General features: G+C 75.3%; 19 protein-coding genes. 10 read left to right on the forward strand and 9 right to left on the reverse strand.

All coding sequences use genetic code 11. The features are described from left to right. Positions 1–5: 5 nt before the first annotated feature. Together ACWIX7_RS03500 and ACWIX7_RS03505 are read left to right on the forward strand one after the other, a co-directional pair. A complete protein-coding gene (locus ACWIX7_RS03500) occupies positions 6–1,514 on the forward strand; it encodes a PucR family transcriptional regulator (RefSeq protein ID WP_448620233.1) in 1,509 nt (502 codons plus the stop codon). Between the two features lie 114 nt (positions 1,515–1,628). Next, positions 1,629–3,074: a gamma-aminobutyraldehyde dehydrogenase gene (locus ACWIX7_RS03505; RefSeq protein WP_448620234.1), complete on the forward strand. Its 1,446-nt coding sequence runs from the start codon at positions 1,629–1,631 to the stop codon at positions 3,072–3,074. Positions 3,075–3,273: 199 nt separating this feature from the next. Here ACWIX7_RS03505 and ACWIX7_RS03510 read toward each other — a convergent pair whose 3' ends face one another. Next, on the reverse strand, positions 3,274–4,707 hold the full coding sequence (locus ACWIX7_RS03510) for an aldehyde dehydrogenase family protein (protein WP_448620235.1): 1,434 nt from the start codon (positions 4,705–4,707) through the stop codon (positions 3,274–3,276). Positions 4,708–4,878: 171 nt separating this feature from the next. Between ACWIX7_RS03510 and ACWIX7_RS03515 the strand changes: the two genes are divergently transcribed. The 4 genes from ACWIX7_RS03515 to ACWIX7_RS03530 are packed head-to-tail and all read left to right on the forward strand — an operon-like array spanning position 4,879 to position 9,150. Then, positions 4,879–6,216, forward strand: coding sequence for an MFS transporter (locus ACWIX7_RS03515; RefSeq protein WP_448620236.1), 1,338 nt, complete (start codon positions 4,879–4,881; stop codon positions 6,214–6,216). Between the two features lie 41 nt (positions 6,217–6,257). After that, positions 6,258–7,667 (forward strand): FAD-binding oxidoreductase, encoded by a 1,410-nt coding sequence (locus ACWIX7_RS03520; RefSeq protein WP_448620237.1) that lies wholly within the window; start codon positions 6,258–6,260, stop codon positions 7,665–7,667. After that, positions 7,664–8,551, forward strand: a complete 888-nt coding sequence (locus ACWIX7_RS03525) for an alpha/beta fold hydrolase (RefSeq protein ID WP_448620238.1) — start codon at positions 7,664–7,666, stop codon at positions 8,549–8,551. Before ACWIX7_RS03520 ends, ACWIX7_RS03525 begins: the two co-directional genes overlap by 4 nt. Before the next feature lie 20 nt (positions 8,552–8,571). Next, positions 8,572–9,150: an MBL fold metallo-hydrolase gene (locus ACWIX7_RS03530; RefSeq protein ID WP_448620239.1), complete on the forward strand. Its 579-nt coding sequence runs from the start codon at positions 8,572–8,574 to the stop codon at positions 9,148–9,150. 113 nt (positions 9,151–9,263) lie between these two features. Here the strand turns inward: ACWIX7_RS03530 and ACWIX7_RS03535 are convergent, their stop codons facing one another. The 7 genes from ACWIX7_RS03535 to ACWIX7_RS03565 form a co-directional block, all read right to left on the reverse strand. Next, positions 9,264–10,025, reverse strand: coding sequence for an SDR family NAD(P)-dependent oxidoreductase (locus ACWIX7_RS03535; protein WP_448620240.1), 762 nt, complete (start codon positions 10,023–10,025; stop codon positions 9,264–9,266). A gap of 41 nt (positions 10,026–10,066) precedes the next feature. Then, positions 10,067–11,119 carry a transketolase family protein gene (locus ACWIX7_RS03540; RefSeq protein ID WP_448620241.1) on the reverse strand — a complete coding sequence of 351 codons (1,053 nt, stop codon included), beginning with the start codon at positions 11,117–11,119 and terminating at the stop codon, positions 10,067–10,069. Continuing rightward, positions 11,116–11,991, reverse strand: a complete 876-nt coding sequence (locus tag ACWIX7_RS03545; RefSeq protein WP_448620242.1) for a transketolase — start codon at positions 11,989–11,991, stop codon at positions 11,116–11,118. The genes ACWIX7_RS03540 and ACWIX7_RS03545 overlap by 4 nt, the downstream gene beginning before the upstream one ends. 27 nt (positions 11,992–12,018) lie before the next feature. Beyond that, positions 12,019–13,485, reverse strand: coding sequence for a GntP family permease (locus ACWIX7_RS03550; protein WP_448620243.1), 1,467 nt, complete (start codon positions 13,483–13,485; stop codon positions 12,019–12,021). Position 13,486: 1 nt separating this feature from the next. Next, positions 13,487–13,651 carry a hypothetical protein gene (locus ACWIX7_RS03555; protein WP_448620244.1) on the reverse strand — a complete coding sequence of 55 codons (165 nt, stop codon included), beginning with the start codon at positions 13,649–13,651 and terminating at the stop codon, positions 13,487–13,489. 301 nt (positions 13,652–13,952) lie between these two features. Beyond that, the gene (locus ACWIX7_RS03560) at positions 13,953–14,612 is read right to left on the reverse strand and encodes a GntR family transcriptional regulator (protein WP_448620245.1); all 660 of its coding nucleotides are present in this window, start codon (positions 14,610–14,612) and stop codon (positions 13,953–13,955) included. Positions 14,613–14,697: 85 nt separating this feature from the next. Continuing rightward, positions 14,698–15,639: a phosphoglycerate dehydrogenase gene (locus ACWIX7_RS03565; protein ID WP_448620246.1), complete on the reverse strand. Its 942-nt coding sequence runs from the start codon at positions 15,637–15,639 to the stop codon at positions 14,698–14,700. 152 nt (positions 15,640–15,791) lie between these two features. On the opposite strand from ACWIX7_RS03565, the gene ACWIX7_RS03570 reads away from it, so the two are divergent. The 4 genes from ACWIX7_RS03570 (at position 15,792) to ACWIX7_RS03585 (ending at position 22,246) form a co-directional block, all read left to right on the forward strand. Beyond that, entirely contained in the window at positions 15,792–18,254 is a 2,463-nt protein-coding gene (locus ACWIX7_RS03570; RefSeq protein WP_448620247.1) for a beta-glucosidase, read from the forward strand. 18 nt (positions 18,255–18,272) lie between these two features. Then, positions 18,273–19,217 carry an aldo/keto reductase gene (locus tag ACWIX7_RS03575; protein ID WP_448620248.1) on the forward strand — a complete coding sequence of 315 codons (945 nt, stop codon included), beginning with the start codon at positions 18,273–18,275 and terminating at the stop codon, positions 19,215–19,217. Positions 19,218–19,248: 31 nt separating this feature from the next. Further along, positions 19,249–20,880 carry a phospholipase D family protein gene (locus tag ACWIX7_RS03580; protein WP_448620249.1) on the forward strand — a complete coding sequence of 544 codons (1,632 nt, stop codon included), beginning with the start codon at positions 19,249–19,251 and terminating at the stop codon, positions 20,878–20,880. A gap of 112 nt (positions 20,881–20,992) precedes the next feature. Next, a complete protein-coding gene (locus ACWIX7_RS03585) occupies positions 20,993–22,246 on the forward strand; it encodes an amidohydrolase (RefSeq protein WP_448620250.1) in 1,254 nt (417 codons plus the stop codon). A gap of 10 nt (positions 22,247–22,256) precedes the next feature. On the opposite strand, the gene ACWIX7_RS03590 is transcribed toward ACWIX7_RS03585, so the two are convergent. Then, a complete protein-coding gene (locus ACWIX7_RS03590; protein WP_448620251.1) occupies positions 22,257–22,910 on the reverse strand; it encodes a trimeric intracellular cation channel family protein in 654 nt (217 codons plus the stop codon). Positions 22,911–22,942: the final 32 nt, after the last annotated feature.

Raw genomic sequence — 22,942 nt, forward strand, 5'->3', positions numbered from 1 at the left:
TGCCCGTGCCGGTCACCGTCGCGACCCTGCTCGGCACTGCGTCGCTCGCGCTGACGCTGCGCACCCACGCCGCGCCGGTGGACCGCGCGATCTCCTGGGTGCACGTCAGCGAGCTCGCCGACCCCACACCGTTCCTCGAGGGCGGCGAGCTCCTGCTCACCACCGGCCTGGCCCTCACGCCCGACATGGCCGAGGGCTACGTCCGCCGGCTGGCCCGGGCCGGCGTGGTCGGCCTCGGTCTGGGCACCGGCCTCACCCACGCGGAGGTGCCCGCGGAGCTGGTCGCCGCGGCCGACGAGCACGGGCTGGCGGTCCTCGAGGTACCGCGGCAGACGCCGTTCATCGCCCTGTCACGGGCGGTCTCCAGCGCACTGGCCGCCGAGGAGTACGCGGCGGTCACCCGGACGTCGACGGTGCAGCGGGAGCTGACCCGTGCCGCGGTCGGCCCCGGCGCCCCGGGCACCGTCGTCGACCGGCTGGCCCGGCACCTCGGCGGTTGGGCGCTGCTGGTCGACGCCGCGGGGACGCCGCTGGAGGCCGCGCCGCCGTCCGCCCGGGGCCGCGCCGGCGACCTGACGGCGGCGGTCGACCGGCTGCGCACGGCGCGGCCCCCGGCCGGTGCCGCGCTCACCCAGCCCGGCGAGACGGTGCTGCTGCAGTCGCTGGGCACCGGCTCGCGGGTCCGCGGCTTCCTCGCCGTCGGGCGGCCGGGCCCCTTCTCGGCGGGCGACCGGCACGTGGTCAACGCGGCTGCGCTGCTGCTCACGCTGCGGCTGGAGCAGTCCCGGGCGCTCGACAGCGGCACCGCGGCGCTGCGGGCGGCGATCCTGCAGCTGCTGCTGGCCGGGCAGACCGCTGCGGCCGAGCCGGTGGTGGCGGCGCTGGGCGAGCGGCTGCCGGGCGAGCCGGTGCTGGCGATGGCGGTGCTGGGCAGCCCCGAGCAGCGGGCCGCCGCCGTCGACGTGGCCGCCGACGCGGCCGCGCACGTCCGCGAGCCGGTGCTGTCGGCCGAGCTCGATGACGCCCTCGTCGTCCTGGTGCCGGCCGAGGGGCCGCTGGCCGGGCGGCTGGCCGACCTGCCCGAGCGGGTGCCCGGCGCCGTCCTCGGGACCGCACCGCCGGTGCCGTGGGCGCGGCTGGCCGACGGCGTGCGCCAGGCCCGGCAGGCGGCCGGGCACGGCCGGGCCGCGGGTCGGCCGGTCACCGCCTTCGCCGACCTGGCCGGCCGCGGACTGGCGGGCCTGCTCGACCCGGGGGCCACCACCGCGTTCGCCGAGGCCGCGCTCGCACCGCTGGCCGCGGCCGACCGGGCAGGACCGGGCGACCTGGTGGAGTCGCTGCGGGTCTGGCTGGCCGCCCACGGGCAGTGGGAGCCGGCCGCGGCCCGCCTGGGGGTCCACCGGCACACGCTGCGCAAGCGCATCCGGCGGGCCGAGGAGCTGCTCGGCCGCGACCTGGACTCCCCCGGCGTCCGCGCCGAGCTCTGGCTGGCACTGCACCCGCCGTCGGCCTGAGGAATCCGTCGTCGTCAGAGCACGAGGCTGGACAGATCGGCCGTCTGCAGTGACGATTACCACCGGATCAGCGGTTCCGGGGACGCCGGGACGCCCGAACGAGAGGGACCTCCGGTGAGCGAGAAGCTCGAGCTGCGCAACTTCGTCGGCGGGGAGCACGTCGACGCCACCGACGGCCGCCGGGCCGACCTGGTGGACCCGGCGACCGGGGAGGTGTTCGCCTCCGCACCGGTGTCGTCGGCCGAGGACGTCGACCGCGCCTACACCGCCGCGGCGCGGGCGTTCCCGGGCTGGCGCGACGCCACCCCGTCGGAACGCTCCCTGGTGCTGTTCCGCCTCGCCGACGCGATCGAGGCGCACGGCGAGGAGCTGGTGGCGCTGGAGAGCCGCAACACCGGCAAGCCGCTCGGGCTGACCGCGAGCGAGGAGATCCCGCCGATGGTCGACCAGATCCGGTTCTTCGCCGGTGCCGCGCGCAACCTCGAGGGCAAGGCGGCCGCGGAGTACATGGCCGGCCACACGTCCTGGGTCCGGCGCGAACCGGTCGGGGTCGTCGGCCAGGTGACGCCGTGGAACTACCCGATGATGATGGCGGTCTGGAAGTTCGCGCCGGCGATCGCGGCCGGCAACGCCGTCGTCCTCAAGCCCAGCGACACCACCCCGGCGACGACGCTGCGGATGGCCGAGCTGGCCGCCGAGTTCCTCCCGCCGGGCGTGTTCAACGTGGTCTGCGGCGACCGGGACACCGGCCGGGCGCTGGTCGAGCACCGCATCCCGCAGATGGTCTCGATCACCGGGTCGGTGCGCGCGGGCATGGCGGTGGCCGAGACGGCCGCCCGCGACGTCAAGCGGGTGCACCTGGAGCTCGGCGGCAAGGCCCCGGTCGTCGTCTTCGACGACGCCGACCTCGAGGCCGCGGCCGAGGCCATCGCGGTCGCCGGCTACTTCAACGCCGGCCAGGACTGCACCGCCGCCACCCGGGTGCTGGCCGGGCCGGGCATCCACGACGACTTCGTCGCGGCGCTGACCGAGCAGGCGAGGAACACCCGGACGACGTACGACAACGGCGCCGGCGACGAGGACGCCCTCGTGCCGCCGGTGAACAACGCCAACCAGCTCGCCCACGTCACCGGCTTCCTCGACCGCGCACCCGACCACGCCGAGATCACCGCCGGTGGCCGCCGGCAGGGCGACCGCGGCTTCTTCGTCGAGCCGACCGTCGTGGCCGGCCTGCGGCAGGACGACGAGCTGGTGCAGCAGGAGGTCTTCGGCCCGGTCATCACCGTGCAGCGGTTCTCCGACGAGGAGCAGGCCCTCGCCTGGGCCAACGGTGTGGAGTACGGGCTGGCCTCCAGCGTCTGGACGAAGGACTTCGGCCGGGCGATGCGGATGAGCAAGGCGCTGGACTTCGGCTGCGTCTGGATCAACACGCACATCCCACTGGTCGCCGAGATGCCGCACGGCGGGTTCAAGCACTCCGGCTACGGCAAGGACCTGTCGATGTACGGGTTCGAGGACTACACCCGCGTCAAGCACGTCATGGCCAACCTCGACAGCTGAGCGCACGCGAGACGGCCCCGGTGGGACTCCCACCGGGGCCGTTCCGCGTCCGGCGCCGTCCACCTCGCGGGCCAGACGGCACCTGGCTGGGTGGACCGGTCGCGGGGCCCCGGAGGGGCTCCCGACCGGGACACGGGCAGCGGCTCAGCTCCGGTCGGGGACGGCACCTGGCCGCGGTGTCGGCCGGTAGGCCGACAGATCACACGTCGATGCCGGTGAGGACGAGGACGCGCTCCTCGGTGAGGTCCTCCATGGCCGCGTGCACGCCCTCGCGGCCGGTGCCGGAGTCCTTCACGCCGCCGTAGGGCATCTGGTCGGCGCGGAAGCTCGGGACGTCGCCGACCACCACTCCCCCGACCTCGAGCACCGCGGCCGCGCGGAAGGCCACCTGCAGGTCACGGGTGAACACGCCGGTCTGCAGCCCGAAGCGGCTGTCGTTCACCCGGGCGAACGCCTCGTCGACGGAGTCCACGGTGTCCAGGACGACGACCGGCCCGAACACCTCCTCGCAGGACACCTTCGCGTCGGCCGGGACGTCGGTGAGCACCGTGGGCGCGTAGGTGGCGCCGTCGCGGGTGCCGCCGGTGAGCACGCGGGCGCCCGCGGCCACCGCCTCGTCGACCCAGCTCTCCACCCGCCGGGCGGCCTGCTCGTCGATCAGCGGCCCGACGTCGGTCGCCGGGTCGGTCGGGACTCCGGTGACCAGCCCCTCCACAGCCTTGACGACCCGCTCGGTGAGGGCGGTCGCGACGTCCCGGTGGGCGAGGACCCGCTGCACCGAGATGCAGGACTGCCCGGCCTGGTACATCGCGAAGGTCGCGATGCGGGAGGCGGCCCGGTCCAGCGCCGCGTCGTCCTGGTCGGGGGCGACGACGACCGCCGCGTTACCGCCGAGCTCGAGGGTGACGTGCTTGCGCGGCGCGGACTCGCGGATCGACCAGCCCACCGGCACCGACCCGGTGAAGGAGACCACCGGCAGCCGCGGGTCCTGCACCAGCCGTGCGGCGACCTCGTTGGGCACCGGCAGCACCGACCAGGCGCCGGCCGGCAGCTCGGTCTCGGCCAGGATCTCGCCGAGCAGCAGCGCCGACAGCGGCGTCGCGGGGGCGGGCTTGACGACGATCGGCGCCCCGGCGGCGATCGCCGGTGCCACCTTGTGCGCCACCAGGTTGAGCGGGAAGTTGAACGGCGCGATGCCCAGCACCGGGCCGCGCGGCACCCGCCGCACCAGCGCCATCCGCCCGGTCGCGGCCGGATCGGTGTCCAGCCGCTGCAGGCTGCCCGACCAGCGCCGCGCCTCCTCCGCGCCCCAGCGGAAGGTCGACACGGCGCGGGCCACCTCGAGCCGGGCCCACTTGAGCGGCTTGCCGGACTCCGCGGTGATCAGCGCGGCGACCTCCTCGCTGCGCTCGGCCAGCCGCCGGGACACGTGGTCGAGGGCGGCGGCCCGCGCGTGGGCGGGGAGCGCCGCACAGGCGGCGCGGGCGGAGTGGGCGGCCGACACCGTGGCCTCGACGTCCTCGGCGGTGGCGTTCGTCGTCCGGCCGGCCTCGGCGCCGTCGAACGGCGAGCGGACCTCGACGACGTCGGTGCCGGTCCGCAGCTGTCCGGCGACCCAGTAGGGGGTGGTCATGCGTCCTCCTCGGGACGTGGGCGGTCTCCCCGCTGAATCTGCGAGACCCGGCGCCACCGGGCCAGTGCCGGTCCGTCCACTCGGAGGGGTCCCGACGCGCCGACCTGGCACGTGGGCCCGCGGCCCTACCGTGAGCCGCGCACACCCGCAGGGACGTCGTCTGGAGGAGCCGTGGCCCACACCGAGACCGACCCGGTCGGGAGGAGCGCGCTGCGCAAGGTCGCGTGGCGGCTGGTGCCCTTCCTCGGGCTCCTCTACTTCGTCAACTACCTCGACCGCACCAACATCGGCTTCGCCAAGCTCACGATGAGCGAGGACCTCGGGCTGACCGAGACGATGTTCGGGCTGGCCTCGGGGCTGTTCTTCATCGGCTACCTGTTCTTCGAGGTCCCGAGCAACCTGGCGCTGCACCGCTTCGGCGCCCGCCGCTGGATCGCCCGGATCATGGTCAGCTGGGGGATCGTCGCGAGCGCGATGGCCTTCGTCGGCTCGGCGGGCTGGTTGTACGCGCTGCGGGTGCTGCTCGGCGTCGCCGAGGCCGGCTTCTTCCCCGGGGTCCTGCTCTACCTGACCTGGTGGCTGCCGCGCGCCCAGCGGGTGCAGCTGATCGGGGCCTTCCTGGTGGCCGTCCCGCTCTCCTCGGCCCTGGGGGCGCCGCTGTCGGGCGCGGTCATCCAGTACGGCGACGGGCTGTTCGGCCTGGAGGGCTGGCGGGTGATGTTCCTCGTCGAGGGGCTGCCCGCCGTGCTGCTCGGCGTCGCGTGCTGGTTCTACCTGACCGACCGCCCCGAGGACGCCCGCTGGCTCACCGCCGAGGAGCGCAGCTGGCTGGCCCGCACCATCGCCGCCGAGGGGCAGACGCCCGGCCGGGAGGCCTCCCCGTGGCGGGCGATGGCCGACCCGCGGGTGGTCGGTCTCGGCTTGGTCTACTTCGGCGTCGTCTACGGCCTGTACGCGGTCTCGTTCTTCCTGCCGACCGTGGTCGCCGGCTTCGCGGAGCGCTTCGACGCCAGCTACTCGATCTTCGAGACCGGCGCGATCGTCGCGGTCCCGTTCCTGGCCGGCGCCGCGACGATGGTGCTGTGGAGCCGGCACTCCGACCGGACCGGCGAGCGCCGCTGGCACCTGGCCCTGCCGGCGGCGCTGGGCGGGGTGACCATCCCGGTGGCCCTCTACCTCGACTCGCCGTTCACCGTCATGGCCGTCATCACCCTGACCGCGGTCGGCATCTGCTGCGCGCTGCCGGTGTTCTGGCACTTCCCGCCGCTGTTCCTCGCCGGCGCCGGAGCCGCAGCAGGCATCGCGCTGATCAACTCGCTGGGCAACACCGCCGGCTTCGCCGCCCCTTACATCACCGGGTGGGTCTCCGACGCCACCGGCAGCATCCGGCCCGCACTGTGGCTGGTCGGCATCGCCATGCTGCTGTCGGCGGCCGGTGCCCTCCTGCTGTCGCGCCGCCGGACACCCGTCGCGACGACGGCGGGCGGGCGCGACCCGGTGCTCGACTGAGCACCGGTGCACGGGCAGGCCGCGGTGCTTGACTGGGGGGCGTGACCCAGGCTCCCGCACTGCAGTCCGGCGTCGTGGCGGCCCTGCTGGCCGCCCTCCCGGCCGACCGCGTCCTGTCCGACGACGACGTCGTCGGCTCCTACGTGCACGACGAGGCCGAGTGGGCACCCCACGGCGCGCCGCTGGCCGTCGTCCGCCCCCGGTCCACGGCGGAGGTGCAGGCCGTGGTGCGCGCCTGCCTGGTGCACCGGACGCCGCTGGTGCCCCGCGGCGCCGGCACCGGCCTGTCCGGCGGGGCGAACGCCGTCGACGGGTGCGTCGTGCTCTCCACCGAGCACATGCGCGACGTGGTCGCCATCGATCCCGTGGAGCGCTACGCCGTCGTGCAGCCCGGCGTGGTCAACGACGACCTGCGCGCCGCCTGCGCCGAGCAGGGCCTGTGGTACCCGCCCGACCCGGCCAGCTCCCCCTGGTCGACCATCGGCGGCAACGTGGCCACCAATGCCGGCGGCGTGTGCTGCGTCAAGTACGGCGTGACCCGCGACTACGTGCTCGAGCTCGAGGTGGTCAACGGCCTGGGCGAGGTCGTGCGGCTCGGGCGGCGCACCGCCAAGGGCGTCGTCGGCTACGACATGGTCGGGCTGATGGTGGGCTCCGAGGGCACCCTCGGCGTGGTCACCGAGGTGACCGTGCGGTTGCGGCCGGCGCGGGCCCCCGAGCGCACCGTCGTCGGCTACTTCGACTCCGTGGTCGACGCCGGCCGCGCGGTCGAGGCGCTCGGCGCGGCGGGGGTGACGCCCTCGGCGCTGGAGCTGGTCGACCGGCACTGCCTGGCCGCCGTCGACGAGTGGAAGAACATGGGCCTGTCGGTCGACGCCGCCGTGGTGCTGCTCGGCCGCACCGACGCCCCCGGCCCGGCCGGCGACGCCGAGGCCGACGCGATGCTGCGCAGCTTCGAGCTCGGCGGTGCCACGTGGGCCGCGGCGTCCACCGACCCGGCCGAGGCCGAGGCGCTGTTCGCCGCGCGCCGGCTGGCCTACCCGGCGCTGGAGCGACTGGGCCCGCTGCTGACCGAGGACGTGTGCGTGCCCAAGGCCGCCGTCCCGGACATGCTCGCCCGCATCGAGGCGGCCGCCGCCCGCAACGACGTGCTCATCGCCAACATCGCGCACGCCGGCGACGGCAACCTGCACCCGCTGCTGATCACCCCGCCCGGCGACGCCGAGGCGCGGGCCCGGGCGCAGGTCGCGTTCGGCGAGATCATGCGCGACGCCGTGGCGCTGGGCGGGACGGTGACCGGCGAGCACGGCGTCGGCCTGCTCAAGCGCGACGGGCTGGCGGTCGAGCTGGCCCCGGAGGTGGTCGCCATGCAGCGCGCGGTCAAGGCCGCCCTCGACCCGCACGGCATCCTCAACCCCGGGAAGGTCTTCCCGGACGAGGTGGGTGCGTGAGTCCCGACGACTTCCCCCAGCACGTCGAGGTCCAGCGGCCCGACGGCCGCTGCGTGCACGCCTGGCGGCGACCGGGCAGCACCCGGCCGGTGCTGGCGATCCACGGCCTCAGCAGCACCTCGCGGCTGTGGTCGTGGACCCTCGCCGCGGCGCCGGACGTCGACCTGGTCGCCGCCGACCTCAGCGGCCGCGGGCTGAGCACGCCGCGGTCGGACGCCTCGACGCTGGCCGGGCACGTCGCCGACCAGCTCGCCGTCCTCGACGCGCTGGGGCTGGAGAGCGTCGACGTCCTCGGCATGTCGCTGGGCGGCTTCGTCGCCGTGCAGCTCGCGGCCGCCGCACCGGAGCGGGTGCGCAGCCTGACCCTGCTCGACGGCGGGCCGCCGATGGTGCGCCGGCCCACGAGCCGCGAGCAGCTGGAGGCTGCCTTCGCCGACCGCACCGCCCGGCTGGGCACCGACTGGCCCGACCTGGCGAGCTACGTCGACGTCGTCGTGACGAACACCGGGCCGCTGCTCGACCCCGCCGACCCGCACCTGGCCACCTGCCTGGCACACGACCTGGAGCGGGGCCGGGACGGCGGCCGGGTGCGGCTGGACGGCCGGGCGCTGGTCGACGACGCCGCCGACGTCTTCCTCACCGATACCGCCGCCGACGCGCTGCGCCGGCTCTCGGTGCCCACGCAGCTGCTGCACGCCGAGTGGAGCGTGGGCGCCGGGTCGCCGCCGGCCTACACCGACGACGAGGTGGCCGCGGTGGTGGCCGCGTCGAACGGCCTGGTGACGGCGGAGCTGGTGCGCGGGCACGACCACGCGGGCGTGGTGATGACCGACTCGGGCGCGGCCGCCTCGGTGCAGGCGCTGCGCCGCTCGCTGGCGGGCTGACCGCGGGTTACGGTCCGCGGGTGGCCGATCTCTCCCGCACCGCCCGCGTCGACGTCCTGGTCGAGGGCTACGCCCGGCTGCCGCACGTGGCGGGGACGGTGAGCCTGGTGCGCGACGCCGGGCGGGTGGTGGTCGTCGACCCCGGCATGGTGGCCGACCGGGAGCTCATCCTGCGTCCGCTGCGCGAGCTCGGCGTCGCGCCCGAGGACGTCACCGACGTCGTCCTCAGCCACCACCACCTGGACCACACGCTCAACGTGGCGCTGTTCCCCGTGGTCCCGGTGCACGACTTCCAGTCCGTCATCGAGGGCGACGTGTTCACCCGGCGGGCGGCCGACGGCGTCGACCTCACCCCGTCGGTCCGCCTGCTGGCCACGCCGGGGCACACCCCGCAGGACGTCACGACGCTGGTCGGCACGCCCGACGACGTCGTCGCGCTCACCCACCTGTGGTGGACCGGCGAGGGCCCGGCCGACGACCCCTACTCCCCCGACCGCGACGAGCTGCGGCGCCAGCGGGAGCGGGTGCTCGAGCTCGCCACGCTCGTCGTCCCCGGTCACGGCGCGCCCTTCCGCCCGAGCGACGCGACGCCCCGCTGAGCCACCGACGGCGCGGCCCGCCCCCCGAGGGGACGGGCCGCGCTGGTGAGAGGCCGGAGGTGCCCCCTGCAGGGTCCCGCCGCGAGCCTGCGAGTGGTGGGGGCAGGGGGTCCTCAGTGGATGTGCGACCCGCCGTTGACGTCGTAGGTCGCGCCGGTGATGTAGCCGGTCTCCTCGCGGCACAGGTAGGTGATGAGGTCGGCGACGTCGCTCACCCGGCCGTTGCGGCCCACCGGGATCCCGGCGACCAGCTCCGCCTTGCGGTCCCCCTCCAGGGCGCCACCGGTGATGTCGGTGTCGATCAGCCCCGGCGCGACGGCGTTCACGGTGATGCCCTTGGGGCCGAGCTCGCGGGCCAGCGCCCGGGTGAAGCCGAGCTCGGCGGCCTTGGCGGCGGAGTAGGCCACCCCGCCGAAGACCCCGCCGCCCCGCTCGGCCGAGACCGAGGAGAGGAAGACGATCCGGCCGAAGCCGCGCTCGGCCATGCCGGCCGCGAGCGGCTGGGTGACGTTGAACGCGCCCCGCACGTTGACCGCGAAGATGCGGTCCCACTCCTGGCCGCTGACCTCCAGGAAGGGCGTCGGCGAGGTGATGCCGGCGTTGTTGACCAGGGCGCCGACCGGGGGCAGCGCGCCGTCGAGGACGGTCAGCGCGTTGTCGACGGAGGCCTCGTCGGTGATGTCGCAGCCCACGCCCACGGCCTGCACACCGTTGCGCTCGGCGACCTCGGTAGCGGCGTCCTTGGCGCTGGCCTCGTCCAGGTCGAGGATGGCGACGTTCCAGCCGGCAGCGGCCAGGGTGTGCGCGGTGGCGCGGCCGATGCCGCGCGTGGAGCCGGCGCCGGTGATGACGACGGTCTTGTCGGAGACGGACATGGGTTCCTCCAGGGCAGGTGATCGGGTGCGGGTTGACGGCGTCAGGCCGTGGCCGGCTCGGGGTCGGCGGCCCACGGGCCGTGGTCGGCCTGCTTGCCACCGCCCAGCTCGGTCTTGACACGGGCGACGACGGCGTCGGTCGACAGGCCGTAGCGGTCGTGCAGGGTGGGCAGGGCCCCGGCGGCGAGGAACTCGTCGGGCAGGGCGATGGGCACCACCCGCGTGGTCTCACCGGCGAAGGCCAGCGTCGAGGCGACGGACTCGGCCAGCCCGCCGACGACGGTGTGGTTCTCCAGCGTGACGACGAGCCGGTCGGTCCGGGCAGCCCGCAGGATGGCCTCGGTGTCCAGCGGCTTGATCGTCGGCACGTGCAGGACGGCGACGTCGACGGAGTCGGCCTCGAGCCGGGCCGCGGCCTGCAGCGCCCGCATCGTCATCAGCCCGGTGGAGATGAGGACGACGTCCCGCCCGGTGCGCAGCTCGGCGGCCTTGCCGAGCTCGAAGCGGTAGTCGTACTCGTCGAGCACCGTCGGCACCGCCCCGCGGAGCAGTCGCAGGTAGGTGGGGCCGGGGGCGTCGGCCAGCGCGGGCACGGCCTGCTCGATGTCGACCGAGTCGCAGGGGTCGACGATGGTCAGGCCCGGGCAGCCGCGGAGGATCGCGAGGTCCTCGGTGGCCTGGTGGCTCGGACCGTACCCGGTGGTCAGGCCGGGCAGCGCCCCCACCACGTTGACGTTGAGCCCGGGCTCGGCGATGTCGAGGCAGAGGAAGTCGTAGGCCCGCCGGGTGGCGAAGACCGAGTACGTGGAGGCGAAGGGCACCAGCCCGACCTCCGCCATGCCGGCCGCCGCGCCCAGCAGCGACTGCTCGGCCATGCCCATCTGGAAGAACCGGTCGGGGTGGGCGTCGCGGAACACGTGCATGTCGGTGTACTTGGCCAGGTCGGCCGACAGGCCGACGACCTCGGGTCGCTGCTCGGCGAGCCGGTTGAGCGCGTGCCCGAACGGTGCGCTGGCGGTGCGCTGACCGGGGTCGGCGAACGAGGCGATCATCGCCGAGGTGGTGAGCCGCTTCTGCGGCGTGGTGCTGGTCATCGGGTCGTCCCCTCCTGCAGCTGGTCGCGGGCGATCTGCCACTCGTGCTCCTCGACCCGCATGAAGTGGGCCTTCTCCCGGCCCTCGAGCAGCGGCACCCCGCAACCGATGCGGGTGTCGCAGATGAGCACCCCGGGCGAGCCGCGGTGCGCGCGCAGCTCGTCGAGGGCGTCGACGAGCGCGGCGACGTCGTTGCCGTCGACGCGCAGGGCGTGCCAGCCGAAGGCCCGCCACTTGTCGGTCACCGGCTCGGTGCGCAGCACGCCGGCGGTGGGGCCGTCTGCCTGCAGCGCGTTGACGTCGACGATCGCGGTGACGTTGTCCAGGCCGTGGTGGGCGCAGGCGAGCGCGGCCTCCCAGGTCGAGCCCTCGTCCAGCTCCCCGTCGGAGAGCAGGTTGAACACCCGCGCCCCGTTGCCCTGGTGGCGCAGCCCGAGGGCCATCCCGGCGGCCACGGCCAGCCCGTGGCCGAGCGAGCCGCCGGAGATCTCCACGCCCGGCGTGTAGGACGCCATGGCCGACATCGGCAACCGCGAGTCGTCGGAGCCGTAGGTCTCCAGCTCGTCGGCCGGGATCGTCCCGGCCTCGGCCAGCGCCGCGTAGAGGGCGATGGCGTAGTGGCCGATGGAGAGCAGGAACCGGTCCCGGTCGGGCCAGTGCGGGTCCTCCGGGCGGTACCGGAGCTGGTCGGTGTAGACGGTGGCCAGGACGTCGGCCACGCCCAGCGCCTGCCCGATGTAGCCCTGCCCCTGCACCTCCCCCATGTCGAGGGCGTTGCGGCGGATCCGGTACGCGGCCTGGCGGATGCGCTCGATCCGCTCCGCCCGGTCGCCGGCGGCGGGTGCCGCCTGTGGTGTGGTCAGCGAGGTCATGACGTGTTCCTCCCTTGTTCGATTCGGTCAGGCGAAGATGCCGAGCACGAGGACCGTGCCCAGGCCGACGAACGACAGCACCGCCTGGGCGACCGTGTAGACCTGGAAGGCGCCGCGCACGGACAGGCCCAGCAGCGTCTTGAAGATCCAGAAGGTGTTGTCGGTGACGTGTCCGCCGAAGGCGGCCCCGGACGCGGCGGCCAGCCAGATCAGCACCGGGTTGAGCCCCAGGCTCCCGACGACCGGAGCCAGTAGCGACGCCGCGGTGATGGCAGCCACGGACCCGGAGCCCTGGGCGAGGCGCAGCAGCGCCGCGACCAGCCAGGCCAGCACGAGCGGGTAGGCCGCGTTGGCGCTGAAGAGGCCGGCCACGAGGTTCCCGACGTCGGTCTCCGCGATGACCTGCCCGAGCGATCCTGCGACGCCGGTGAACAGCAGGATGACGCCGCTGGTCCCGGCGGCCCGCACGACCACCTCTTCGACGCCCTCCCGCCCCAGGGCCGGGATGGCGAGGAAGAAGCCGATGAGCAGGCCGATGAGCAGCGCCACCACGGGGTTGCCGAGGAACCCGAGCAGGCCCACCTCCGCGCCGAACGCGCTCGTGGTGGTGTCGAGCACGATGAGCACCAGCGGCACCAGCAGCGGCAGCAGGGCGACGAACAGGGGCAACTGCCTGCCCGGCGTCCCGGTGCTGACGGGCTGCGGGTCACGTGCGACGGCCGTCGCGCTGCCGCCACGCCCTGGCTCTCCGGCCGGCTGGCCACCTGGGGCGACCGGCTGTCCACCGGTGGACTCAGCGGCGGACGGACCGCCGTAGCCGGCGATCTCCCCGGTGTGCTCCGGGTCGGTCAGCGGGTCGTCGTCGCGCTGCTCGTTCCAGGTGAAGCGCATCAGCAGGGTGTGCAGCGCGACGCTGGCGATGATCACCACGACGCCGAAGGGGATGCCCCACAGGAGCATGGTGCCGAGCGGGATGTCGAGGGCGGCCGCGATGGCGAGCGCGGCTGCACCGGGCGGGACCATCAGGAGCGCCACCTCGAGGCCGATGGCCAGTGCGCCGGCCAGCGGCGCGATGCTGAGCCCGGTCCGCAGGGCGATCGACCGGGCCATGGGCCCCAGGATCACGAGCGCGACGTCGAAGTAGATCGCGGGGAAGACGATCCCCGAGGTCAGGCCGATGACGTACGGGGAGCGCTTGGCCCCCACGAGGCGCAGCATCCCGTCCACGACGCGGTGGAGCGTCCCCATGGCCGACAACAGGGTCCCGAGCATCACGCCGAACCCGATGATGAGCCCCACCTCGGCCATCAGGTTGCCGAAGCCCTCGACGACGGCGGTCGTCGTCGCCTCGTAGCCCAGCCCTGCGGCGATGCCGAGATAGAGGGCCCCGATCACCAGCGAGATGACCGGGTTGATCTTCGCGAAGACGATGAGGCCGACGACGATCGCCACCGTGATCCCGGTGTGCAGCAGGAGCAACGTGGTGTCGGCCATGTCAGTCCCCCTCCAGCCTGCGAGAGCCGGTGGAGCTGCGGGTCTCGATCGTCGCATCGACGGGGCGCCCGACGGTGACCTTCTCGGTCGGGGAGCCCTCGGACAGGTGCCAGACGGCGACTTCCTCGAGGTGTGGGTCGTGGAGTGTTGGGTGCCGCTCGGTCATGGTGGTCTCCGGTGAGCGATGGGCGTCAGGTCCCCGTTGCGAGTTGACTGTTGACAGTCAACTGATAACTAGAGTGAGTGGCGACCGTCACGGTGTCAAGGGTCACTTTCGGTTGCCTGCGTCGGCGCAGGTCAGCCCGGAGGCAGCACGACAGCGGGAGCCCTCCTGGGCACCGCCAGCCCGTAGGAGGACCCCGTCCTCCTACGGGTCCCGCCGCGAGCCTGCGAGCGGTGGGGGGCAGGCGGCCCCGTCCAGCGGCCCGCCCCGAGCCTGCGAGGGGCGGGGAGGACGGGGTCCTTCCTCAGGAAGGCCCGGTGGCCTCGGCGAAGTGCTCCGCGGCGCCGGCCATGTGCTCGTCGACGACCCGCACGGCCGCCTCGACGTCCCCGCGCTCGATCGCCTCGACGATCGGGACGTGCCGGTCGCGGGCCATCATCGGCGCCTGCCAGGCCGCGCCGTTGAGGATGGCGACCCGCATCCGGCCCTCGAGCCGCTGCCAGGCCTCGACCAGCATGGAGTTGCCCGACAGCTGGCACAGCAGCAGGTGGAAGGCCAGGTCGGCCTCCATCCGCACGGCGGGCTCGTCCTCGTCGGAGAGCCGCTCCACGGCCGCCCGCAGCGTCTCGGCGGCGGCCTCGCGCCGGGGGGAGGCGATGACCTCCCGGACGGCGAGCCCCTCGAGGGCGGCCCGGACCCGGAAGAGCTCGTGCACCTCGGCGGAGGTCAGGCTGTTGACCCGCAGCATGCCGCGGTTGCCGGCGGTGACCAGGCCCTCCTGCTGGAGGTGCCGCAGCGCCTCGCGCACCGTGCCGCGACTGACCCCGAGCGACCCCGCCAGCTCGACCTCACCGAGGTGGTCGCCGGGCCGGTACCGGCCGGAGAGGATGGCCGACCGGAGCGCCTCGAGGGACCGCTCGCGCAGCGTGCTCCGGTCCAGTGCCGACAGTGACTCAACGCTCACGCAGCAGCCTCCTCGTCGACCGTCATCGTAGCCGCGCCGTCCCGGCGACCGTGCCGACTGTCGACAGTGTTCCCCCGTCGGGGGGTCAGCGCGCCACGACGTTGCGCAGCTCACCGCCGGCGAGCAGGGCCTCGAGGTTGGCGCCGACGAGCTCGTCGGCACCGACCGGCCGGCCGCCGGCGGCATGCGGGGTGAGCAGCAGGTTCGGCGCGTCCCACAGCGGGGAGCCCGCCGGCAGCGGCTCGACCTCCGTGACGTCGAGCGCGGCGCCGGCGATGCCCCCCTCGGTGAGCGCGGTGACGAGGGCGGGCTCGTCGACCGTCGTCCCCCGGCCGACGTTCACGACCAGCGCGTGCCGCGGCAGCGCGGCCAGCCGGGCGGCGTCCAGCGCGTGGGTCGTGGCCTCGGTGGCGGGCAGGATCATCACCAGGACGTCGGTCCGCCCGAGCTCGGCCTCCAGCTCGTCCTGGGCGACGACGGGGAACCCGGCCCGCTCCCCCGCGCTGCGCCCCACGCCCCGCACCTGCGCGCCGAGGGCCTGCAGCATCGGGGCGAGGTGCTGGCCGATGTTGCCGAAGCCCCACACCAGCACCCGGGCGCCCATCAGGGTGGTCACCCGGCCGTCGGGGTGCAGCGGCTGCAGCCCGCCGAGCTCGCCGGCCCAGCGGTGCTCGGCCTGCGCGGCGATCGCCTCCGGCAGCCGGCGCAGCAGTGCGAGCACCAGGGCGAGGGCGTGCTCGGTGACCGGCCGGTCGTGCAGACCCACGCCGGAGGTGACGACGACGTCGTCCGGGAAGCCCGCGTCCAGGACGACGTCCGGCCCGGCCGCCAGGGTCTGCACCCAGCGCAGTTGCGGCATCCGGCCGGCGACGGCACGCAGGTCGCCCGGGCGGTTGCCCCACACCACGAGCGCCTCGGCGTCCAGGTGTTCCTCGGGCACCGGGGCGCCGGCGTCGTAGCGCACCGCCTCGACCCCCTCGGGCAGCGCGGGGTCGAGCGGGACGGAGTCGGGCAGCAGCAGCTTCACGGGGACCACCCTGCCCGAGGGACGACGTCGGGCGCACGGCGCTCCGGTTGACCGCGCCCGTCCCCCGAACTAGACCTTGCGGTGGCCTCCCGCCGCAGCCCGCCCACCGGCCGGCGCGCTGCCCCTCCCGCGCCGGAAGGGAACGCACCCCCGTGCCCGACGACCTGCGCACGCGGCTCGACCGGCTGGACCTCGAGCAGGAGGTGCGCCTGCTGACCGGCGCGGACGTCTGGTCGCTGCACCCCGAGCCGGTCGTCGGACTGCGCCGCCTGGTCGTCTCCGACGGTCCGGCCGGCGTCCGCGGCGAGCGCTGGGACGAGCGGGACACCTCCGCGAACGTCCCCTCCCCCACGGCGCTGGCCGCGACCTGGGACGTCGGCCGCGTCGAGCGCCTCGGCCGGCTGCTGGCCGCGGAGGCCCGCCGCCGGGGCGTCGACGTGCTGCTCGCCCCCACCGTCAACCTGCACCGCACCCCCTACGGCGGGCGGCACTTCGAGTGCTTCAGCGAGGACCCGCTGCTCACCGCCCGGGTCGGCGTCGCCTACGTCCGCGGGCTGCAGGACGAGGGGGTCGGCGCCACCGTCAAGCACTTCGTCGCCAATGACCAGGAGACCGAGCGGTTCTCCGCCGATGTCCGGGTCGACGAGCGCGTGCTGCGCGAGGTGTACCTGGCGCCCTTCGAGGCGATCGTGCGGGAGGGCGGCGTCTGGGTGGTCATGGCCGCCTACAACGGCGTCAACGGGACGACGATGACCGAGAGCCCGCTGCAGCGCGATGTCCTCGAGGGCGAGTGGGGTTTCGACGGGGTCGTCGTGTCCGACTGGTTCGCCGCCCGGTCGCTCGCTGCGGCCGGGGACGGCCTGCTGGACCTGGTGATGCCGGGTCCGCGGGGCCCCTGGGGCGACGCCCTCGTCGCGGCGGTGCGTGCCGGGGAGATCCCGGAGTCGGCCGTCGACGACAAGGTGCTGCGGGTGCTCCGGCTGGCCGGGCGGGTCGGCGCCCTGGCGGGGGTCGCCGGCCGGGACGCCACCGCTTGGACCGCGGAGCAGATCAGCGCGGAGCTGCGGGCCACCGCCGCCGCGGGCTTCGTCCTGGCCCGCAACGAGCCGGCCGCCTCCGGCGCGGGCCCCCTGCTGCCCCTCGAGCGGTGCCGGTTGCGGCGGGTCGCCGTCCTCGGGCCCAACGCGGTGGAGGCCCGCACCCTGGGCGGCGGCAGCGCGACGGTCTTCCCGCCGTACACCGTCTCCCCGCTGGCCGGGCTGCGCGCCGCCCTCGGGCCGGACGTCGAGGTCCGGCACGGCCGCGGCGGCCGCAGCACGCACCGCCTGCCCCCGGCGGATCCCGACCTGCTGCGCCGACCCGACGGCGGCCGCGGCGTGGAGGTGCGCTTCCTCGACGCCGACGGCGCCGTGCTCGGCACCGAGCAGCGCGAGGCGGCGGCCCTCACCTGGCTGGGCTCCTACGGCCCGGGCCTGCCCGTGGACCGGGTGCGGGCGGTGGAGGTGCACACCCGCGTGCGGGCCGAGGCGGACGGCACCCACCGGATCGGTGCCTCCGGCGTGGGTCCGTTCCGGGTCACGGTCGATGGGCAGGTGCGCCTGGACACCCGGATCGGCCTGCCGCCGGGCGCGGACCCGGTCGAGGGCATGATGCGGCCCCCGCAGGAGTCCGTGGCCGTGGCGCTGCGGGCCGGCGAGGAGGTCGAGGTCGTCGTCGGCCACGTGCCGGAGCCCGCCGGGGGCGTCGCGGGCACGGACGAGGAGTCGGTGACGGTCCAGGTCAACGTCGCCCGCGACGCCGACGACGACGCCGAGCTCGAGCAGGCCGTGGCGCTGGCCCGGGACGCCGACGTCGCCGTCGTCGTCGTGGGGACCACCGAGGAGGTGGAGAGCGAGGGCTTCGACCGCACCTCGCTCGCGCTGCCGGGACGGCAGGACGAGCTGGTCCGCCGGGTGGTCGAGGTCAACCCGCGCACGGTGGTGGTCGTCAACGCCGGCGCCCCGGTGCTGCTGCCGTGGGCCGACGACGTACCGGCGGTGCTGCTGACCTGGTTCCCCGGGCAGGAGTGCGGCAACGCCCTCGCCGACGTCCTCCTCGGCGTCGCCGAGCCCGGCGGCCGGCTGCCGGTCACCTGGCCGGCCGACGAGGACGGCCTGCCCTCCCCGCGGCCGGTCGACGGGACGCTGCGCTACGACGAGGGCCTGTTCGTCGGCCACCGCGGCCACGACCGCGACGGCCGGGAGCCGCGGTTCCGGTTCGGCTCCGGCCTCGGCTACACCACGTGGGAGTACCTGTCCGCCGAGGCCGACGCCGCGGCGGTCACCGTGCGGCTGCGCAACACCGGCAGCCGGCGGGGACGGGAGGTCGTGCAGGTCTACGCCGCCCGACCGGACGGCGCGGTCGAGCGGCCGGTCCGCTGGCTGGCCGGCTTCGCCGTGGCGGAGGCCGACCCGGCGGAGGAGGTGGCCGTGACGGTGGAGCTGCCCGAGCGCACCTACCAGCACTGGGACGGGGCCGGGCACCGGTGGGCCACCGAGGCGGGCCGGTTCCGGCTGCACGTGGGGCCGTCCTCCGGAGCCCTGCCGCTGCAGTGCGACGTGCAGGTCCAGGGCTGACCCGGCAGGGGGACGACGATGACCGGACGCACCTCGACCGCGGTGCTGGGGCTCGGCCTGGCGGCGGTCGGACGGCCCGGCTACATCACCCCGGGCCGCGACCGCGACCTGCCCGCCGACCGCACGCCGGCGGCGCTGCGCGCCCGCACCCACCTGTTGCTCGACACCGCGGCGTCCCTGGGCATCGACCACGTCGACGCCGCCCGCTCCTACGGCCGCGCCGAGGAGTTCCTCGCCTCCTGGCTGCAGGGTCGCGAGCAGGTCCCCTTCGTCGCCAGCAAGTGGGGCTACCGGTACACGGCCGACTGGCGCACCGACGCCGACCGCCACGAGGTCAAGGAGCACACCGCGGCGGCGTTCGAACGCCAGTACCGGGAGAGCACCGAGCTGCTCGGCCCCCGGCTGCGGCTCTACCAGGTGCACTCGCTGACCGGGGAGAGCCCGCTGTGGGACGACGAGCCGCTGCAGCGCCGGATGGCCGAGGTCCGGGACGCCGGCACCGAGATCGGGTTCTCGACGTCCGGGCCGCAGCAGGCCGCCGTCGTCCGCCGCGGCCTGGAGCTCACCGTCGACGGCCGGCCGCTGTTCTCCAGCGTGCAGTCGACCTGGAACCTGCTCGAGACGTCGGCGGCCGGTGCGCTGGCCGAGGCGCACGCCGCCGGCCTGCGGGTCGTCGTCAAGGAGGGCGTCGCCAACGGGCGCCTCACCGACCGCGGGCTGCCGGCCGACAGCGCGCTCGCCGCGGCCGCGCGGGAGCACGGCGTCGGGGTCGACGCCCTCGCGCTGGGGGCGGCACTCGCCCAGCCGTGGTGCGGCGTCGTGCTCAGCGGCGCGGTGACCGTGGCCCAGCTGACCAGCAACGCGGACGCGACCCGGGTCGCCGGCCTCGACGTCGGCGGACTGGTCGAGCCGCAGGAGCCCGAGGACTACTGGGGCACCCGCAGCCGGCTGCCCTGGGCGTGAGTCCCGGACGACGAGGGGTGGATCGCCGGTCGTGTCCAGGTCACCAGCCGCCCGTCGAGAGCCACGCTGGGCGCGGGAACTGCGCGGCGGGCACCCGTGGTTGCTCTCCTCCGCCCAGCGCGGCAACGAGCACGCCGGGCTGCCCGCCTGGCGCGAGGGCAACGCGGTGCGCGCCCTGGTGGACGGCCGCTGCTACCTGCCCGTGCTGGCCGAGGCGCTGGCCCGCACGGCGGAGGGGGACGCCGTCCTGTTCGCCGGGTGGCGTGCCGAGGCCGAGGAGCTTCTCGACGACGGCGGACCGCCGTTGGGCGCCGCGCTGGTGGCGGCGGCACGCCGGGGGGCGCTGGTGCGCGGGCTGCTGTGGCGCTCGCACCCCGAGGCGATCGGCTACACCCTGGAGGCGAACCGGGCCCTGGCGCGGGCGGTGACCGCCGCGGGCGGCCGGGTGCTGCTGGACCAGCGGGTGCGACCGCTGGGCGCCCACCACCAGAAGGCCGTCGTGGTGACCGGTGACGGTGGAGCGGACGACGTGGCCTTCCTCGGGGGCATCGACACCGCACGCTCCCGGCGCGACGGCGACGGTCACCCGGGGGACCCGCAGGCGCGGTCCTTCGCCCGGGTGTACGGCCCGACCCCGGCCTGGCACGACGTCCAGCTGCAGGTGCGCGGCCCCGCCGTCCGCGACGTCGAGACCGTGTTCCGGCAGCGGTGGGCCGATCCGGCGCCGCCGACCCGGTGGCCCTGGCACACCGTCCCCGACCGGCTGCACGGGATCGACCGTGCGCCCGATCCCCTCCCGCCACCCGCACCGCCACCGGACCCGGCAGGCACCTGCACGGTGCAGCTGCTGCGCACCTACCCCCGGCGGCGGCCCCGGTACCCGTTCGCGCCGGACGGCGAGCGCAGCGTGGCCCGGGGCTACGCCAAGGCCCTCGCCCGAGCCCGCCGGCTCGTCTACGTCGAGGACCAGTACCTCTGGTCGCGCGACGTCGCCGGCATCTTCGCCGCAGCACTGCGCCGCTCCCCCGCGCTGCGCCTGGTCGCCGTCGTCCCCCGCTACGTCGACCGGGAGGGCGGCTTCCACTTCCCCGCCTCCCTGCTCGGGCAGAACACGGCCTGGAGGACCGTGCTGGCGGCCGGCGGGGACCGGGTGCAGCTGTTCGACCTGGAGAACGAGGCCGGCCGCCCGGTCTACGTGCACGCCAAGGTCTGCGTGGTCGACGACGTGTGGGCCGCGGTGGGCAGCGCCAACCTCAACCGGCGGTCCTGGACGCACGACTCGGAGCTCACCGCCGCCGTCCTCGACGAGCAGCGCGACAGCCGCGACCCCGTCGATCCCGGCGGGCTGGGCGACGGCGCACGGACCTTCGCCCGCGAGCTCCGGCTGGCCCTGATGCGCGAGCACCTCGGCCGGGCCGACGGCGACGACGCCGACCTGCTGGACCTCGACGAGGCGACCGGGGCGATGCGCCGGGCCGCCGCCGAGCTGGACGCCTGGCACGACGACGGTCGCCGCGGTGCGCGCCCGGCCGGCCAGGTGCGCGCCCACCCCCGGCGGACCGGCGGCGGGTCGTTGGCCCGCGCGCTGGTCACCCCGGTGTACGACCTGGCCTACGACCCGGACGGCCGCCCGTGGCCCAAGCGCCTCCGGCACGAGTTCTGACCGGCTCCGGACCGGGTCCCAGGCTGCTCGCCGACCGGAGCGCTGCCGGAGACGATCGCGCACACTGACGCGGAGCACTGCCCGACCGTCCGTCTCCGGAGCGGGGTGTCCCATGACCGCCGTCTCCGTCGTCCTCGCCGGCCTGGAGGACACGAGGCCGTGGCAGGAGGAGCTGTACCGGGACCTCCACCAGCACCCGGAGCTGTCGCACCAGGAGACACGGACCGCCGGCCTGGTGGCCGACCGGCTGCGCGGCGCCGGGTTCGAGGTGCACGAGCAGGTGGGCGGCACCGGGGTGGTCGGCGTGCTGCGCAACGGGGGCGGTGCGACGGTGCTGCTGCGGGCGGACATCGACGCCCTCCCGGTCCGCGAGGCGACCGGGCTGCCCTACGCCAGCCAGGTCACCGCCACCGACGCCGACGGCAACGAGGTGCCGGTGATGCACGCCTGCGCCCATGACGCGCACGTCGCGTGCCTGGCCGGGGCCGCGCAGCTGCTCGCCGAGGGCAGGCAGCACTGGACGGGCACCCTGATCGCGCTCTTCCAACCCGCGGAGGAGACCGGCGACGGCGCCCGGGGCATGGTCGAGGCCGGGCTCGCGGACCTGGTGCCGACCCCGCAGGTGGCCCTGGCGCAGCACGTGCCGCCGGGGCGCGCGGGACAGGTCGGCACGCACGCCGGTGCCGCGCTGTCGGCGGCGGACAGCATGCGCATCACGGTGCACGGGCGCGGCGCGCACGGCTCGATGCCGCAGGGCGCCGTCGACCCGGTCGTCCTGGCCGCGATGATCGTGGTCCGGCTGCAGACGGTCGTCTCCCGCGAGGTCGCCCCCGGGGAGCCCGCGGTGCTGACGGTCGGCAGCATCCAGGCCGGGACGACGAGCAACGTCATCCCCGACCGGGCCACGCTGCAGCTCAACGTGCGCACGTCCAGCGACGCCACCCGCCGCACGGTCCTGGGCGCCGTCGAGCGGATCGTCCGGGCAGAGTGCCAGGCGTCGGGCTGCCTGCAGGAGCCGGAGTTCGAGCTGTTCGACCGGTTCCCGCTCACCCGCAACGACCCTGCCACCACCGAGCGGGTGGCCGCGGCCTTCGCGGACTTCTTCGGGGAGCAGGCGGGGCCGGCCGGCCGGCAGTCGGCGAGCGAGGACTTCAGCGACATCCCCGCCGCGCTGGGCGTGCCCTACACCTACTGGTTCGTCGGCGGGACCGACGCGGCGGTGTACGACGCGGCCGAGGCTGCCGGCCGGGTCGCCCAGGACGTCCCGGTCAACCACTCCGCCCGCTTCGCGCCGGTCGTCCAACCGACCCTGGACACCGGCACCCAGGCGTTGGTGGTCGGCGCGCTGGCCTGGCTGGCCGCGTAGCGACCGTCGGTCAGCGTTGTCCGTCCTCGTCGGGCCGAGGGTCGGGGGCCCGCGGGGGCATCGGTGCGTCCAGGTCGTAGTGGACGCCGACCATGCGGATCAGGAAGCACAGGGCCGCCGCCCCGACCGCGGTCGCGGGGCCGTGGACGTCGAGCAGCGTCACGACGACGGTGGCCGTGGCGCCGATCAGCGCGGGGATGGCGTAGAGCCCGCTGCTGAGCACCGACGGGACCTGCCGGACCAGGACGTCGCGCAGCGTGCCGCCCCCCACGCCGGTGATCGCGCCGAGGATGACCGCCTGGGCCGGCCCCAGGCCCAGCTGCAGCGCCTTCCCGGCACCGGTGACGGCGAACAGGCTCAGGCCCGCGGCGTCCAGCACGGTGATGGGCGTGTTCAGCCGCTCGAGCCTGCGGCCGAAGGTGAAGGCGATCAGGCCACCGGCGGCCGCCACGGCCAGGTAGCGCCAGTCGTTGAACGTGGCCGGCGGGACGTCGAGCAGGACGTCGCGGATGATGCCGCCACCGAGCGCGGTGATCATGCCCAGGGTGACGATGCCGACGATGTCGAGCCGGGCCACGCGCAACGCGGTCAGCGCGCCGTTGAGGGCGAAGGCGAACGTGCCCAGGAGGTCCAGCACCAGCAGCACCGACCCCTCAGCGGTCATCCCGCGGTTCTACCAGGGGCGGGACCGGGCCC

The sequence above is a fragment of the Geodermatophilus sp. URMC 65 genome (genome assembly GCF_053502545.1).